The sequence below is a fragment of the Streptomyces sp. ITFR-21 genome (assembly GCF_031844685.1).
In the GTDB taxonomy this organism is placed as follows: domain Bacteria; phylum Actinomycetota; class Actinomycetes; order Streptomycetales; family Streptomycetaceae; genus Actinacidiphila.
In genome coordinates, this window is the sequence record NZ_CP134605.1 from 5,050,078 (window position 1) to 5,065,237 (window position 15,160).

A 15,160-nucleotide genomic window follows, 5' to 3' on the forward strand; every position below is an offset into this window, starting at 1 on the left:
ACGCGTTCAGCTCGGCACGCTGGCTGCGGTCCACAGCCGGTGTTCGGCTGCCTGCTCCTGCAACTCCCGTACGACCGTTGACTTCGCGTGCGGTGTGAGCGCGGTGCGGAACTCGCTGAGGTAGCTGACACACCGTGCCGACCGCAACTGCTCGCCCAAGTCGAGAGCGTCGAGCGCGATCCGGCACGCCTCGTCCAAGTCGCCGGCTCGCAGATGAGCGTCCGCGAGAACCATCGTTGCGAAGAAGTCGGAGCGAACGTGGCTGCCACTCATGGCGTTGCGGGCGTGCTCGACGGCCTGGCGGGCGCGGTTGATGTCCCGGAAGCAGTGCGCGGACTCGGCGGCGAGTTCGGCCTCGTCAAAGTAGATGATCCACTCGGGCTCGTCGCCCTCCTTGCGCCGGTCGAGGAAGCGGGCAGACTCGGCGAGGGCCTGCTCGCACGCCCGCCGGTCTCCGGTACGGGCCAGCGCGCGGGCCTCCATCGCGTAGAACTGGGCCATGAGCGTCGGGGTCGCCACGCCGGAGATGCCCATCCGTGCTGCCCTCGCAAGAGTCGCGGCCTGCGTGAAGTGGCCCAGGAATGTTGCCTGGTGGCTCATCGCGGACAGGATGCTGCCCGCGAGCCGGCGGTCTCCTCCGTCCTGGGCGAAGCGGAGGGCCTGGAGGTAATACCGCTGGGCAAGACCGTGTTGGCACGCGTCGTACGACATCCATGCTGCCAAGAGGGTGACTTCAGCGACGGTCGAGAACAGGGCGCACCCCACGTTGTCCGTGTACCGGCCGCGAAGAAGCGGGGCCACGTCACGGCTGAGGTACTGAATCAGGGAGTGCCGTGCATGCTCGCCGCCGAACTGATCGTCCAGTCGTGCGAACATCTCGCTGGTGGACTTGACCATCGCCACGTCGGTAAGGCTGACCCGGGTCTCGGTTCGAGTGTTCTCGGAGATCGCGGCGGGTTCCGGAGCGACCAGCCACCGTAATGAGGCGTCACTCCAGGCCGGTTCGGAGGGCTCAGAACCGATCAACGGCTCATAGTCGTGAAGGTCAGCCCGCCAGAGTTGGTCAACCGCTCCGATCGCGGCCTCTGGGGTGGGCGGATAACGCACCTCCAAAAGCGAGGCATCTTGCCCGGTGCGTGGCGGCAGGCCCAACTCCGCCAGGCCAAGATCCAGCGCGCCGGACAGCAGACCGCCGTAGAAGTCATCGGGCACGCTGTGCCCGTTCTCCCAACTGGCGATTCGCCGTTTCACGCTGGCATCTGTCGGGAGAGCCTGACCGCCGGCGGGGGCATGGCGCCGCAGTTCGCTGACTAGCCTGGTCTGACCCCAACCTCGCTGCTGCCGGGCCGACTTGATCCGTAAGCCGATCCCCTCGGGAGCGCCCGCCATCGTGCCCCTTTCCCGCACTGCCGTAGCTGAATCACCACGGTACGTGTTCGGCGTGTCCGATCAAGCCCAAACAGGGGACCAGGGGAGTCCGCGAGCGACGACGGGGGATGACGGGCGGGCGGGTGACTCGTCATCCCCCGTCACCGGTCGTCATCTGCCCAGATCAAGCGTGCCGCCGCAGGCTGGAACAGCGGCGGACGAGTAGATCCGCTGCCCGAACAGAAGGAAAGGGCGGACATGCAACGGGTTTTGAGATCGGGCGTCCAGTGGCTGACACATGCCGCCGAGGATGAAGAGGCATGCCGCGACACGTGGAAGTACGACCCGCGGTCCCCATACCCCCTCCCGATCGGGCCGTGTTTCGAGCTGCTGGCCGTTGACCAGGAACTCGCGCTGGAGACGTTCGATCAGCTCCGGCGCCGCGAGCTGCCGGCGGGCCCGGTGCTCGCGGACTGGGCGGCCCGCAAGGTGGGGTTCATGCTCGCGCCCGGCTCCCGGGATCTGTTCCTGCGCGCGCTGGCTCGTCAGACGGACACCCCTCCGGCGTACCGCTATCTGGAGACGGACGCGGTTGTGGTGGTGCCTGGTCCCCTGACGATGACGGGCGACCGTTATGAGTGGCTGCTTCCTCCGGTCGGAGAAATCGGTTCGTCGCCGCTTGTCGCATCGGCTCTCGCGGTCATGCTCGCGGCTTCCGCCGCACTTATCGAGCGCGCGGCGCATTTCGGTGAAGCGGACTGCAATGCCGGGTGAGGCGGAACGTCCTGATCGGCCGCCCGACTGGCTCTCGCTGAACAGCGCCGAATGGTACGCGGCCCGCGACGCGACCACTGCGCTACGGGACGTATTGGCCTCGGCGGGTCTGCAACGCGAATTCCCGTTCCTGCGGGCCGACCTGAACGTCTTTGGCCACGGATTCATTGAACTCGGCCGCATTTCGCCGGCGACGGCGCACCGGCTCGCGGACCTTCTGCGCCTCGGCCTCGCGGTGATCCAGGGCGCACATTCACCCCGAGGACAGGAGCCGACATGACCGACCCGAGCGGAGTCTGCGCCAAGCGTGCGGAGGTCCTGGCACCGGGCGTCTCCTACGTGCGCGGATGGTCTGAAGGCAAGCGCGGGGCCGACGCTCTGGCCGAACAACTGCGCACCGCCGGTCTGGCGGACGAATTCGCCGGCCTGAGGGCTGACGTCAATGTCATTGGGCAGGGCGTGGTGAACCTCGGAGCGGTACGGCCGGAGGTAGCCCTTCGGTTGGTCGGCTTGCTGGGTGCCGGATTGGTCATGGAGATGCTGGTCCAGTGGGCATCCGAAGACCAGAGCGATCCGGCCAGGGAGAATCCGGCTGCCGGATAGCCGCGAAGCGAGTTGATTAATTCAACACCATTCAGGGGGTCCGGCCGCTCCCGGGCGGGACCGGCGCCCCAGCGCCGCAGCCCTGCCCGGGAGCGGCCAGGCCCCAAGGTGGGTGGATGCGCAGGCAACGTATCGAGGAAAGCGCAAGCAGGCCGCGATTGCGTGTTCCTCTGGTGCACCTGACCCTCAGTCAGGCAAGAATCCCGCTCTCAGAGAGCTGCGTGAGCGTGTACGGGCAGATAACCATTCCCGGCGCCACCCCCGCCTGCTTGGGCGACTGCTGTGACCATATCGCCCATCCACAGGAAGGAATCCCGCAGCTGTGACCACTGAACAACCGCCGCCCCGACAGCGTCCGCCCCGCTTCCGCCCGAGCACGCTTCACCAGGAGCCAGAAGCCGTCACGTGGGCACGCGAGAGGGTCGGGTTTACCAAACGGGCGTTAGCCGCCGCTGTCGGCATCTCCGAACAGCTTATGGGCGAGATCGAGAGTGGCTGGCGCTCCGCCACGCCGGCGAATCTCCGCAAGATCGCTTCCGCGCTCAACTGCCCGGTCGCCGTCCTGGAGCGGAAACGGCACTACGCATCCGATGACAACACCACGCGACCGAACCACCACTTGAGGGAGAGTTCCGATCTGATGTCTACGACAACGCAGCCGGCGCAACTGACCTGGGGGAGACTGCCGGTTCCGTATGCCGCTGCCTGGACCGGTGAGGAGCCTGACATCAGCCGGCTGATCGCCCGGCCTTTCGGCGCCGGGCTCGCGTACAGCGACGAGCGGCCCGAAGACCGGGACGAGCACGGGGTGCTGTGGGCGCGGATCCCGACCAGGCCGGGGTCGGGGCGGCCGGTCTTCGAGGCGATGCACTCGGTGCGCCAGCGGGAGGCGCTGCTGCACCGGTTGTGCCAGGTGTGCGGGAAGCCGGCCGAACGCAACGAGCAGGGCTGGCTGTTCCTGTCGCAGTACACCCATCTCACCCGCGCGATGGGGGACTCGGCGGACCAGGGCTTCACGTCCAAGCCCCCGATCTGCCCGCCCTGCGCCCGGTTGGCGGTCGAGTTGTGCCCGCACCTGACCGACCCCGTCTGCGTCCGCAGCGCCAACCCCCGCGTCTGGGGCGTCTCCGGTGGTTTCTACGTCCCCAACCATGACGCGAAAGCCATCCCGTACCCCGCCGACGAAAACCTCCCCTACCGTCACCGCCCCGATCTGGAGAAGTGGTTTCTCGCCTCCCAACTCATCGTCCACCTCACCAAATGCACACCTGCGAACCTCTGACCGGCCTTGGGCAACACGCCGCCCTCGTACTCGCCACACAGGCGAGTGCGGGGGCGTCTCTGCGCATGGTCGTATGGGCCCGGCGAGGGGAGATCTGAACTTGGGGCTACTTGACTACCCCCCGCTACGCACCCGCCAGACGGGCACGCAGCGGGCACGACCGCGCGAGTCAACGGACCGGCACCCAGTCAGGGACGAACTCCAAGATCCCGTCTAGGTCCAATACCAGTGACTTAAGGTTTTGGCTGGTAGGGTGTCCGGCCGGGAGGTGCCTTGGATGCCACGGCCGGGTCAGATCAAGCCGGAGACGGATGAGAGGTTGTCGGATCGCATCGCGGTTGGGCTGCTGACGCGGTCGTTTCCGCCGGAACTGGTGGACCGGGCGGTAGCCGAGTGCGGTCGGGAGGGGCAGCGCAATCGGCTGCTGCCGCCGCGGGTGGTGGTCTATTTCGTGCTCGCCATGTGCTTGTTCTCCGGCCAGGGCTACGAAGAGGTCGCACGGTTGCTGACCCATGGGCTTGCATGAACCCAACGCTGGTCCGGTTCCTGGCAGGTGCCCACGACGGCGGCGATCTCACGGGCCCGGGCCAAGCTGGGGCCGCAAACGCACCGACCCCGAAACGGTGCGGGTGATCGAGTACACGCTCAACGATCCCGGCCGGCCTGAGCAGGAGATCCCCTACCGGCTGATCACCACGGTCCTCGACCACGAGGCCGCACCCGCCCTCGAACTGGCCGCGCTCTACAACCAGCGGTGGGAGATCGAGACCGCGCTCGACGAACTCAAGACCCACCAGCGCGGCCCGGCCGAAGTCCTGCGCTCCCGCTCACCCGGCGGCGTCGAGCAGGAGGTCTGGGGCCATCTGCTGGTCCACCACGCCATCCGCACCCTGATGCACGACGCCGCCCAACAAACCGGCTTGGACACCGACCAGCTCTCCTTCATCCGCAGTATCCGCCTCGCCCGCCGCCAGGTCACCGCGCAGGCGGCCTTTTCCCCCTGACCGCCTGGCAGCGGCCCTCGCCGACGGCCTCCGCGAGATAGCCGCACGCCGGTTACCCACCCGCCGCAGACGCTGCAACCCACGCGTCGTCAAACGCAAGATGTCCAACTTCGGCGTCAAACGAGACGCACACCGGCACAGCACCGGGCCTGCCAACAGCCCCGCCGAAGCCCTCGCCCTCGCCCCGCACTGGCGCACCGCCCCGATCAACCCACCGACCAAGGTCCAACGAAACCGAGACCCGATCCCTTAAGTCACTGGTATTGAAGCTAGGCTGGTCGGTCTCCGGTCCCGTGTGCAGGAAGTTGTAGGCGACGATGAACGACCAGCAGGCCGCCGCCGCGCAGGCCGACCCGACACAGCTGATGGTGGAGTTCACCCACGTCCACCGGTTCCTGGACCCGGCCGAGCGGGGCGTACAGATCTGGCAGGTCCGGCTTACGGCCCAGGAACAGCCGGTGGGGACTTTCCGTGCGACTCGCGGCCTCTACTGGAAAAGTGGCAATCTGCGTGAGCGTTTGTCCGATGAGCAGGAGTTCCCGGAGGTGGTGGCCGGGCAGCTGCTGAACCCTGACGGGTCGTTCAGCGACGCGTTCGAGGCTTTCGTGGAGATGGCCGGCAGCATCTTGGTGGTGGAGCTGCTGGAGCTGGCCGAGCCCTGGGACGACGCGGCGCTGGTGGCCGGGGTGGTCGCCAGCATCATCGACCGGCTGGCGGACAACGACTGCGCCGTGGTCTTCCCGCGCGCCGATGAACCGGACGTGACCCGTTGCCAGGAGGTGCTGGCGCAGGCCGCCGCGCTGCTGAGCGCCGCGTACTTCTCCGACGAGCTGCAGATCATCGACACCGCGATGGACGCCCCGGAACAGGCCGCGAAGCAGGTGCACGAGCGTCTGCGCGGGCGCATCGCCGTTGTGGGCGCCGACTTCTGGGACGAGGACGACGAGGGCACGGGTGATGAGGACTACCCGGTGCTCACCGCCCGGTCGGCGGCGGTGCTGCGCCGTGCGCTGGAGGAGCTGTCGGAGCAGGCGTGGCGGGAGGTGGCGGCGCTGGGCCCAGAGCCGCTGGGCCCTGGTGCCGGCGGGTTGTTCGGTTCCCTGCCGCGGGTGACCTTCAACCAGGGCGGGCCGTGGCGTCGGCAGATGGCCCGTACCTTCGACGATCTGGCGGCCGACCTGGCCGACGGGGTCGAGGTCGTGCCGCGCTGTACCGGGGAGGAGATGGCGCTGCACCTGGGCATCGCCCGCGCCGAAGCGCTGACCCGCAACCGGCCCCGGCTGGTCGCCGAGACCGTCGCGGGGCTGCCGGAGGACCGGCGGGACTTCGGCTGGGAAGCCGCCTCCGAGGAGCTGTTCCAGGATGGTGACGTGCTCATGCTGTTCGACCAGAGCCTGGACGGCATCGAGGACCCCGGCAACGAGGCCAACCAGGCCATGGGCATGGTCAACCTCGCCCCAGTGGACTGGTTCACCGCGTTCGACGACGACTTCGCCCGCGACCCCGGGCGGGGCTTCCGCCACCCCTGACCGTCGTAGTCTGCGGGTCGGCTCGGCGCGGACAGTCCGGCATCAGGACACCCCGCCGCCCGCCGGCCTCGCGGTGCGGCAGTTCTGGGCGCGTCCCGGTCACCGCTGATGAGGCGCGGGCAAAGTGCGAGGGTCACCTGCCGTACTGGGGAAGGTCTTCCTGCCGCAGCGCGAGGTAGGTCTCGGGGGTTGCCGCTTCGAGGAGGCCGGGGTGCTCGGTGAGGTCGAGCGGTGGTTCCTGGGCGCTGGGCAGGAGCTGGTTCCATCGTTCGGTGTCGCCCTGGTCATAGGCGGTGCGGACCCGGGGCGCGATACGGGGGCGGGCGTCTTCCTGCTGTTCGCGGAAGACGCGCCCCTGAGCCCGGCGCCGTTCCAGCTCGGCGCCTTCATCGGCGTCCTCCTCGACGCGGACGCGGTCTTCGGCACGCATGCCGGGGGTGCGCTCCGCGATGGCCTGGTCTTCGCGGTGGAGTTGGGCGCAGGCGGCGAACAGACGTCGGGACATGCCCAGTTGCAGCTCGGTGCCGGGGATGCGGCAGGCGAGGAAGTCGTCCACGCCGATGGCCTGGGCCCATTCATAGCGGGTTGAATCATCGGCGCCGATGGCCGTCCCGCGGGCACGTATGCGTGCGGCGAGAGTTGCCTCGTCGTATTCCAGCGGGGTGGTCAGGCCGTCGCGTCGGCGCCGGCGGGTGGTGCGGTCGCTGGACAGCGCGACGGTCCGCAAGCGTGATGCCGGGGCGGAGCGCAGGGCGAGGAAGGTGAGCATCTGGGCGCGGGCGGTGCCCATGAGAGCGTCGTCGTCCTCCCCGAGGTGGTCCTCCGGCGTGCTGGGGGCACCGGGCGGGATCTTGCCACCGGGGTGGGGCAGGGGCGGGCTCCCCGGGTGATGGTCGTGGTCGACGGTCAGGAACAGATCGCCCCCGGGCTGGACCGAGGCACCGACCAGGACGCGGCGGTGCGCGTAGGCGCCCAGGATCGTGCTGCCGCCTTCGAGCTGAATCCAGCCGTCCCTGAGCCGCTTTACCCGTACGTTGCCGCCCTTGGCCTCGATGAGCCAGTACGCGTTCTCCGCCTCGTGCCGCCCCCACAGGTCCGGCAGCTTCAGCGAAGGGTTCTTGAACAAGTGCTCCAGAGAGGGATCGGGTCCGCCGTCCTCGACGTGCCAGGTCTGGCCCAGGCCCATCAGCGAGCGGCACGCCCATTCGGCCATCGTCATACCCAGCCGATAGCCGAGAGCGTGCCGTGCGGACTGCTCGGTGGCGTATTCGTAGACCGCGTTGACCGTCAGCCGCCGCCCGGTGCTGCCCGGCAGCGGCGCCTGGGGCTTCTTGGGAACGAAGTCGTGCATGCCGATGTACGCGTACAGGGGCGCGACGCGGGCGACGAGTTCGGCGTGGGCCAGCTGCGGGACGTGCAGCAGGTTCGGTGTGACGTCGCGGCCTACTTCGGTTGCGGCCTTGAGGATCTCGCGCCAGGTGGTAGTGGGCAGGTACCAGCCGTCGTGCTCGGGGAACGCAGCGTTCGACGGCCATGGCTGGGCGGCGGCGGTACGCCACTGCTTGAAGGGGCGACTGTCCGGCCCGTCCCGGAACAGTACAGGTACGTCGATGCTGTCGGTATAGACCAGGGGCGGGGAGTCGTTGACGTGCGCAGGGATCACGCCGCCACTGTCGCAGCCGCTGGTACACGAACCCGCACTTGAGTCCTAGCGTGTCAATTCCGAGCCGGCTGGAACGGGGCCCTGTCTCGCGGCAGGGCGGAGCGTTCTTGCAGTTCGCGGCAGAGGGGAGCAGCACGCAAGCGGCTCGTCCGCGGTGCTGCTGGGCGCGTGGCCCCCGGGGTGGCGGCCGTCTGCGGTCACGATGTCCGGTTCAGCGCTGCGCTGGCTGCGCGGAGCATGTCCGCGTACGGGGCGCGGGGTTGTCCGGTCTGGAGGACGACTTGGCGGGCGGCCTGGTGGACGAGCATGGGCAGTCCGCCGATCACGGTCCTCCCTGCAACCTGAGCGGCGACCGCGCTGGGGGTGGGCTAGGGCTGGTAGGCGACGTCGAGGAAGGTTCCGGTGCCGCGGGGCCAGTGCGGTGCGAGGTGGGTGGCGGCTCCGGGCGGTACCGCGGAGATGACCAGCTCGGCGGACAGGTGGGCGGCGGTGGATTCCCACGGGTGAAGGTCGGCGCGGATACTGATCCGCTCGGCGGCGGCGAGCAGGTGGTCGGCTCGGTCGGGGTTGCGGGCGATTACGTGGGCGTGGTCGCAGCCCAGGTGCCGGGCGGCGGCCAGGGCGGTGCCGGCGGTTGCTCCGGCGCCGATGATGGTGACCGAGGTCGCGCGGGCCACACCGGCTTCGCGGAGGGCTTGGAGCATCCCGTGCAGGTCGGTGTTGTCGCCGACGAGGCGCCCGTGGTGGACGACTATGGTGTTGGCGGTCCCCGTCTGCCGGACGGTGTCGGACGCGTCGTTCAGCAGCGGCAGGACGGCGCGTTTGAGCGGCATGGTGAGGGAGAACCCGGCCCAGCTCTCGTCCAGGCCGCGCAGGAAGCCGGGCAGGTCTTCGGGTAGGCATTCGATGGCGTGGTACGTCCAGTCCAGTCCTATCGCCTGGTAGGCGGCCCGGTGCAGGACCGGCGACAGCGCCTGGGCGATGGGGGATCCCAGGATGGCGAGGTGCTTCACGGCTGGCGCTTTGGGGCGTGGTGCAGCATGGCAGCCACGCCTTCGTCGCCGGGCTGGTAGGTGATTCCGCGCAGGACGGCGACGGGGGCGCCGCGCCCGCGCTGGCCGAGGATCAGGCCGGCTGCGGCGGCCACCAGGTCGGTCAGTGTCTCCTCCTGGTGCCTGGTCCGCCCGCCGGGCTCGGTGCGCTCGGAGACGCGCAGGGGGGTGATTCCGGCGGCGCCGATGCTGATGACGGTGGCGCCCCGGCGGTCGGCCCGGCCGTCGGAGTCGGCGATCACCACGGCGACCGTTGCCCCGCTGGAGGTGGTGAGGGCGTCGCGCAGCCGGCGGGCGGAGGCGTCGGGGTCTTCGGGCAGCAACCAGGCCCCGTCGGGCCCGTCGCGGTCGATGCCGGCGGAGGTGAGCTGGTAGCCGAGGTGGTGGCGGGCGATGATCGGGCCGCGCTCGGTGGCCAGGAAGTGGTCGCTGGATTCGTCGAGGATGAGCTGGACGATCCCGGCGGGCTTGCCCGTGCGGGCTGCCAGCTCCCGGGCCTGGGGGCCGGGGGTGACGGTGGACAGGTCCCGGTGGCGGTCCTCGGCGATGGAGACGACCTTCGAGGCGATCACCACGATGTCGCCGTCACGCAGGCCGGCGCCCTGGCCGGTCAGGGTCGTGGTGATCGCGGTGGCGAGGTCGTCGCCGGGACGGATGGTGGGGAAGGGCTCCGCGGCGAACGCGGTGAAGGCGCTGGTGTTCATGGCGTGCGGCTCCGTGCAGTTGTCGGGGCGAGGGCGGTGGCCAGAGTGGCGTGGGCGGCGGCGAGGTCCGCGGCGCGCCCGCCGGAAGGTGGGGCGGTCAGCCAGGTGCGGACGCGGTGGACGTAGGCCGGCCACAGGGTCTGGGCGGCTTGGTATGGCGTCGTCCCGGACCTGACGGCGTGCCATGCTTCGGCTACCGGCAGTGGCCACGGTGCGGCATCGTACCGGGGTTCGGCGGGGGCGAGTTCGCCGAGCGCGGCGAGCATGGACGCCAGGCGTTCGGGGGCGACCTGCCGTTCGGCGGGACGGTAACGGGCAGCGGGTCGGGCTTCTCCAGCTGGGGGCGGGGGCTGGCGGGTGGTCAGGGCGAGCAGGACGGGGACGGCCTGGTCGTAGATCCGCTGCAGGTGCGGAAAAGAAGCGGCGTGCTGCTTGGGCGCGTGCAGCGGAATGGAGCTGACGGGACCGGTGCGGGCGGCGGTGAGCAGCAGGAAGGCGTCGATGCCGTAGCCGTCGACCGCTCCGGCGAGATCCGGGGCCAGTTTTAGATCGGCAAGCAGGGCTGCGCGGACGGCCCGGGCCGGCAGGGCGAGGTCGCCGGCCAGCGGCTGGGGTACGTCGTGGCCGGTGGTAGCGGCGATCAGGGGGCGGGCCAGGTGGGAGGTGAGGTTGGCCTCGTCCCAGTAGCGGGGGTAGTCCGCGATGGCGCACCCGCCGGATTCGAGGGCGCGGTCGAGGAGGGCGCGGTACACGGCGGGGTTGGGGTTGCGGGTGTCGGTGTCGGCGATGAGGACCGGCCCGGTGCCGCCGGGCAGGTGCGTGAGGGCGTGGAAGATCTGGGTTCCTTTGCCGCGTGGGAGATCGGTCAGGCTGATCTTCCGGGCCCGGGTCGGGGTCGCGTTGAAGATCCGGGCGGTGGCGGGGTCGTCGGAGGAATCGGCGTGGACGATGACGGCCCGGTCGTCGTCCAGGGCGGTGTCGACGGCGGTGGTGACGGCGGCGATGGTGGCGGGTTCGTTGCGGCTGGGCAGCACCGCGGCTGCTGGTGGTGGGGTCATGCGGTCATCTCCCGGGTGATCAGGTCGGCGGCGCTGTCCGGGTCGGGCGCATACAGGTAGAGGTAGAGGTGGTGGCCGAGGCGGGCGATCAGGTGGGTGCGCCAGCGTGCGAGGGCCGGGGTGTCGAGGGTCCAGACCGGCCCGTAGGGGGCGCCGTCCGGTCCGCTCAGCGGGGTGGGCAGCCCGGAGATCTGCCGGGCGAGGGCCTCATGGAGGCGGAGTTGCTCGTTCGCTGAGAACGGCAGGGCGTTCACGAGCAGCGGGCTGGGGACGGCCGGGTGCACGGTGAGGCGGACTACCGCGGTCAGGACGGAGGGGCCGGCGGCGAAGGGCACCAGGGGGAGGACGGGTTTGGGGGCCTGCCACTGGGCCGCGTCGCGGGGCCGTACGGCGGCGGTCGCTTTGCCGGGCCACAGCAGCAGCTCGGACCCGTGTTCGCCCATGACTGCGAGGTCGTCGCCGGCGTGGGTGAAGCCGCGCTCGCCCAGGGCGAGGGTCACGCTGGTCTTGCCCGCGCCTTTGGCCCCCAGCAGCAGCACGCCGTGGCCGCCGGGGCTGATCACGGCGTTGGCGTGCAGGGTGAGCATCCGCTGGTGCTGGCGGGCGCGCTCCAGCGCGGTGTAGGTGGCGTAGGCCAGGGTCGCGGTGCCGGCAACCGCCCGGGTCAGGCGCAGACGGACCGCAGGCCCGGTGGCGGTGACGTCCGGGTCCCTGGTGGCGTACTCCACGATCACCTCGGAAGTTCCTGGCGAGGGTTGCTGGTGGTTGTGGTGCCAGCCGCCGGGGAGTCGGTCACCCACCGCGGCGGCCGGTGTCGTGTCCAGCCCTGCCGGAACCCTCAACGCGGCGGTGACGTGGCCGGTGGTCACGGCGCCCCGAGTCATGACGGTGCCGTGCTCGTGTCGAGTTCGGCGAGCAGTTCCTCGACCGGCGCGATTCCGGGCAGGTAGCGGTGGCGCTCGACGAGGTCGGACATCCAGTCGGTGCGCTGGAACACGGCGCGGACGATGTCGGCGGCGTGGGGGTCGGGGTGGGTGGTGGTGATGTCCAGTGAGGCGGGGTCGGGGTAGCGGGAGCCGTTGGTCCACATCACCGCGATGCGGCAGGGGCCGCTGCGGTGGGCGAGTTCGGCGGCTGCGGTGTCGGCGAGCCAGCCGCCGACCTTGCCGACGTGGTAGGCGGGGTTCTTGCCGAACAGGGCTTCGTTGCCCGCCTGCTGGCCGGGGGTGATCAGCCCGGAGCGGGCGTTCCCGCGGCCGACGAGTCCGTCTTCGCCGTAGTCGATCGCCGATCCGGACACGGTGAAATACTGGCCGGCCAGCGGCCCGGTCGGGGTGTTGCGGGTGTTGCAGACCACGGTGACGGGGCCGGGCAGGCGCTTGGACAGCTCCGCGGTCAGCTCGCCGGCGGTGTGGGTGACCGCGTCGTGGAGTTCGGCTGCCGAGGACAGGTGGCCGGGCAGGGCCGGCACGCAGGTGGTGACCGTGAACATGGTGCCGTCCCGGACGACCAGGGCCTTGATGTCGCTGCCCGCCCAGGGCTCGCGGCGGAACCATGCTTCGGTGAGCAGCGCTGTCGTCTCGGCCGCGGTGCGCGGGGCGGTGCCGACCAGGAACGCGGTGTCGTTGGAGTACGGCGCGGTGCGCTCGGGCAGGTCGGCCAGGGTGCGGGGCGCGAACCAGTACGGGAACTTGGAGGAGTCCGTGGTCTGGTGCACGACGGTGTAGGTGATGCGGTCGAAGCCGGGCAGCGCGGCGCGCAGTTGGTCGGTGGCGGCCTGCTCCAGGATCTCGCGCACCGGCAGGGCGCGGCCGGCGAAGGTGGTGGAGATCCGCCCGCCGAACACCACCCTGACGGGGCGGTCGTAGACGCCGTCGCTTTCGCCGAACCGGGCCCGGCCGCCCAGGACGGCGACCTTGTCGAGGTTGTGGTGCAGCACGGCGCCGAACTCCCGCAGGCAGTAGGCGCTGTAGTAGAGGGAGGCGCGTTCGGCTATCGCGTCGGCCAGGGTGTCGGGGTGGCCGATGCCCTTGCGTTCGACGACCTCGACCTGCTGTTCACCGGGAAGCACGGGCCGGGGAGAGGTGGTGGGCGGTGCGGTAGACATGGTCGATGACCTCCAGCGGGCGCGCCAGGGCGCCCAGGGGGAAAAGGCTCGGATGGTGGTGGGACAGGCCGCCGGTGCCGGGGGCGGGCAGGGCGCGGTACATCTCGCGGCGCAGCGTGCGGTCGTCGGGCGCGGCCTCGGCCGGGCCGAGTCCGGCTTCCAGGTTCCGGCCGCGCACGTGGAGGTGTTCTCCGCTGCGGAGGTGCAGGAGCACGTCGTGCCGCGGCGGTTGGTCGCTGTCGACCCGGGCGTCCACGGTCAGGACGGCGCCGCTGTCGAAGGTGATCTCGGCGGTGACGTGGTCCTCGGATTCGGCCCATTGCCGCTCGTGGCGCACCAGGGCGTCGCAGGAGGCGATGTCCCCCGGTGGCAGCAGTCGCAGGGCCAGGGCGAGGCCGTGGATGGCCTGCTGGTGCAGGACGCCCCCGGAGGTCGCCCAGTGGGTGCGCCAGGTGCGGTAGTAGGCCCGGTCTCTGCGGCAGACGAGCGTCACCTCGGCCCGGCGCACTTCCGCCTTGTGGTCGAGCAGTCCGGGAAGGCCCGGGGCGAAGTGCGGCTGGAACGCGACGAAGATCCGCTCGTCGGCCGGCTCCGGTCGGCCGAGGTCGGCGGCGCGGACGGTGACGGGCTTTTCCACCAGCACGGTGGCACCGGTGCGTGCGGCGCCGCGCGCCACTTCCAGCGCGGTCCCGGGCGGTACGGCCACGACGACCAGGTCCGGGGCGAACCGTTCCAGGGCGTTGTGCCAGTGCGCGAGCCGCGGCAGCCCGGCGGGCAGGCCGGTGACCGGGCGGGGATCGGCGACCGCCACCACGGTCGTGCTCTCGGTACCGTTCAGGGCGTCGAGGTGCTTCATGCCGACCTCGCCGGCCCCGCCGAGCAGGACCCGCCTCACGCCAGGCCGCCGGGCACGGTCCGGCGCAGGAACGCCGCACCCTGGGTGATCGCTTCGGCCGGATCGTCGCGCACGTGGGTCTCCAGCGCGTACGGCAGGGCGGGGCGCACACGGTGCAGGACTGCCAGCAGCTCGCCGTACGGCACACTTCCCGTGCCGGCGGCGGTGAAGTGCCTGGCGCCGTCCGCGCCGAGCCGGTAGTCCTTGACGTGGACGTACTCCGCGTGCGGGGCAAGAGCGTCGACCGCGCCGACCGTGCCGTGACCGACCTCGTGCAGGTTGCCCAGGTCTAGCCACAGGCCCAGGTCGGGGTGCGCGCGCAGCACGTCCAGCAAAGCGGCGGGCTCGGCGATCGTGCACACCGGCTCGTTCTCCAGCAGCAGCCGCACCCCGGCGGCCTTGGCCCGCTCCAGCGCGTAGGGCAGCAGCGGGTCGTCGGGGAACGTCTCGGTCAGTGCGCTGCCGACTCGCAGGTGCGAGAAGATCCGGATCCGGCCGGTGCCCAGGATGTCGGCGACGTCGATCGCCCGGTCGACCCATCGGCGGCGGTCTTGGTCCGGCACCTGGGTGGGGAAGCCGAAGCTGTCGACCCGGCCCGGGCTCGCCTCGGGACGGCACCACTTCCACAGCGGCGCCGCCAGCGCCGCCACGACCAGCCCCCGCTCGTCGGCCAGCCGCCGCACCGTGCGCAACTGGTCGTCGTCGAGGACGAGCGCGTTCGAGCCGTAGGCGGTTCGGATCTCCAGGTGGCCGACGCCGAGGGCCACGGCCAGATCCATTCCGGTCGCCGGGTCCCGGCCCAGCTCATCGGGGTTGAGCGCAACGAATCCCTGCACGACAAGCTCCTCTTCATCTTCTTTCGGGTGACGGCCGTCCGGCGGGTGCCAGGCGGCCCGGCTCCGGTGAGCTGCGCCGCAGGCCGACGTGGCGTCGCGCACGGAGCCAGGCGGGCATGCCCTGGCTACACGTGCGGCGGAGGCGGCGAAGGAGTCGGCGGGGCCGGAGGGGCGGGCGGCGGCGGGGGCGGGGGCTGGGGGCACATGGCGGAACTCCTCTTCGGTGCGGGGCGGGTAGCGGCCCTGCTGCGGGTGCCGCGGTCGCCGGATGTTGTCCCAGCCTGG

17 protein-coding genes are annotated in these 15,160 nt (G+C 70.7%); 7 read left to right on the forward strand and 10 right to left on the reverse strand.

Annotated elements, in window-relative coordinates:
* Positions 1 to 6: 6 nt before the first annotated feature.
* Entirely contained in the window at positions 7 to 1,251 is a 1,245-nt protein-coding gene (locus RLT57_RS22685) for a hypothetical protein (protein ID WP_311299121.1), read from the reverse strand.
* A 348-nt stretch (positions 1,252 to 1,599) separates the two neighbouring features.
* Between RLT57_RS22685 and RLT57_RS22690 the strand changes: the two genes are divergently transcribed.
* The 7 genes from RLT57_RS22690 (at position 1,600) to RLT57_RS22715 (ending at position 6,560) form a co-directional block, all read left to right on the forward strand.
* Entirely contained in the window at positions 1,600 to 2,142 is a 543-nt protein-coding gene (locus tag RLT57_RS22690) for a bifunctional DNA primase/polymerase (RefSeq protein WP_311300811.1), read from the forward strand.
* A complete protein-coding gene (locus RLT57_RS22695) occupies positions 2,132 to 2,422 on the forward strand; it encodes a hypothetical protein (RefSeq protein ID WP_311299122.1) in 291 nt (96 codons plus the stop codon). The genes RLT57_RS22690 and RLT57_RS22695 overlap by 11 nt, the downstream gene beginning before the upstream one ends.
* Positions 2,419 to 2,745, forward strand: a complete 327-nt coding sequence (locus RLT57_RS22700) for a hypothetical protein (protein ID WP_311299123.1) — start codon at positions 2,419 to 2,421, stop codon at positions 2,743 to 2,745. The genes RLT57_RS22695 and RLT57_RS22700 overlap by 4 nt, the downstream gene beginning before the upstream one ends.
* Before the next feature lie 322 nt (positions 2,746 to 3,067).
* Complete coding sequence (locus RLT57_RS22705) at positions 3,068 to 4,027, forward strand: helix-turn-helix domain-containing protein (RefSeq protein WP_311299124.1); 960 nt, start codon at positions 3,068 to 3,070, stop codon at positions 4,025 to 4,027.
* Between the two features lie 319 nt (positions 4,028 to 4,346).
* A complete protein-coding gene (locus RLT57_RS33710) occupies positions 4,347 to 4,553 on the forward strand; it encodes a transposase domain-containing protein (RefSeq protein WP_432759751.1) in 207 nt (68 codons plus the stop codon).
* A 103-nt stretch (positions 4,554 to 4,656) separates the two neighbouring features.
* Entirely contained in the window at positions 4,657 to 5,031 is a 375-nt protein-coding gene (locus RLT57_RS33715) for a transposase (RefSeq protein ID WP_432759752.1), read from the forward strand.
* A gap of 317 nt (positions 5,032 to 5,348) precedes the next feature.
* On the forward strand, positions 5,349 to 6,560 hold the full coding sequence (locus RLT57_RS22715) for a hypothetical protein (protein WP_311299125.1): 1,212 nt from the start codon (positions 5,349 to 5,351) through the stop codon (positions 6,558 to 6,560).
* Between the two features lie 133 nt (positions 6,561 to 6,693).
* Here RLT57_RS22715 and RLT57_RS22720 read toward each other — a convergent pair whose 3' ends face one another.
* The 9 genes from RLT57_RS22720 to RLT57_RS22760 form a co-directional block, all read right to left on the reverse strand.
* Complete coding sequence (locus tag RLT57_RS22720) at positions 6,694 to 8,223, reverse strand: gamma-glutamyltransferase (RefSeq protein WP_311299126.1); 1,530 nt, start codon at positions 8,221 to 8,223, stop codon at positions 6,694 to 6,696.
* 197 nt (positions 8,224 to 8,420) lie between these two features.
* Positions 8,421 to 8,549: a hypothetical protein gene (locus tag RLT57_RS22725; protein WP_311299127.1), complete on the reverse strand. Its 129-nt coding sequence runs from the start codon at positions 8,547 to 8,549 to the stop codon at positions 8,421 to 8,423.
* A 42-nt stretch (positions 8,550 to 8,591) separates the two neighbouring features.
* Positions 8,592 to 9,236 carry a shikimate dehydrogenase family protein gene (locus RLT57_RS22730; protein WP_311299128.1) on the reverse strand — a complete coding sequence of 215 codons (645 nt, stop codon included), beginning with the start codon at positions 9,234 to 9,236 and terminating at the stop codon, positions 8,592 to 8,594.
* A complete protein-coding gene (locus tag RLT57_RS22735) occupies positions 9,233 to 9,979 on the reverse strand; it encodes a coenzyme F420-0:L-glutamate ligase (RefSeq protein WP_311299129.1) in 747 nt (248 codons plus the stop codon). Before RLT57_RS22735 ends, RLT57_RS22730 begins: the two co-directional genes overlap by 4 nt.
* Positions 9,976 to 11,037 (reverse strand): hypothetical protein, encoded by a 1,062-nt coding sequence (locus RLT57_RS22740; protein WP_311299130.1) that lies wholly within the window; start codon positions 11,035 to 11,037, stop codon positions 9,976 to 9,978. The genes RLT57_RS22735 and RLT57_RS22740 overlap by 4 nt, the downstream gene beginning before the upstream one ends.
* A complete protein-coding gene (locus RLT57_RS22745) occupies positions 11,034 to 11,921 on the reverse strand; it encodes a hypothetical protein (RefSeq protein WP_311299131.1) in 888 nt (295 codons plus the stop codon). The genes RLT57_RS22740 and RLT57_RS22745 overlap by 4 nt, the downstream gene beginning before the upstream one ends.
* Positions 11,918 to 13,144 (reverse strand): methionine adenosyltransferase, encoded by a 1,227-nt coding sequence (locus RLT57_RS22750; protein ID WP_311299132.1) that lies wholly within the window; start codon positions 13,142 to 13,144, stop codon positions 11,918 to 11,920. Before RLT57_RS22750 ends, RLT57_RS22745 begins: the two co-directional genes overlap by 4 nt.
* Positions 13,095 to 14,039 carry a Gfo/Idh/MocA family protein gene (locus RLT57_RS22755; protein ID WP_311299133.1) on the reverse strand — a complete coding sequence of 315 codons (945 nt, stop codon included), beginning with the start codon at positions 14,037 to 14,039 and terminating at the stop codon, positions 13,095 to 13,097. The genes RLT57_RS22750 and RLT57_RS22755 overlap by 50 nt, the downstream gene beginning before the upstream one ends.
* Positions 14,036 to 14,875, reverse strand: coding sequence for a sugar phosphate isomerase/epimerase family protein (locus RLT57_RS22760; protein WP_311299134.1), 840 nt, complete (start codon positions 14,873 to 14,875; stop codon positions 14,036 to 14,038). The genes RLT57_RS22755 and RLT57_RS22760 overlap by 4 nt, the downstream gene beginning before the upstream one ends.
* Between the last annotated feature and the right edge of the window lie 285 nt (positions 14,876 to 15,160).

Excerpts from the sequence above, each read along its gene's own strand:
- RLT57_RS22695 (WP_311299122.1), top strand. The coding sequence starts at position 2,132 with ATGCCGGGTGAGGCGGAACGTCCTGATCGGCCGCCCGACTGGCTCTCG.
- RLT57_RS22700 (WP_311299123.1), top strand. The coding sequence starts at position 2,419 with ATGACCGACCCGAGCGGAGTCTGCGCCAAGCGTGCGGAGGTCCTGGCA.
- RLT57_RS22715 (WP_311299125.1), top strand. The coding sequence starts at position 5,349 with ATGAACGACCAGCAGGCCGCCGCCGCGCAGGCCGACCCGACACAGCTG.
- RLT57_RS22735 (WP_311299129.1), bottom strand. The coding sequence starts at position 9,979 with ATGAACACCAGCGCCTTCACCGCGTTCGCCGCGGAGCCCTTCCCCACC.
- RLT57_RS22740 (WP_311299130.1), bottom strand. The coding sequence starts at position 11,037 with ATGACCCCACCACCAGCAGCCGCGGTGCTGCCCAGCCGCAACGAACCC.
- RLT57_RS22745 (WP_311299131.1), bottom strand. The coding sequence starts at position 11,921 with ATGACTCGGGGCGCCGTGACCACCGGCCACGTCACCGCCGCGTTGAGG.
- RLT57_RS22750 (WP_311299132.1), bottom strand. The coding sequence starts at position 13,144 with ATGTCTACCGCACCGCCCACCACCTCTCCCCGGCCCGTGCTTCCCGGT.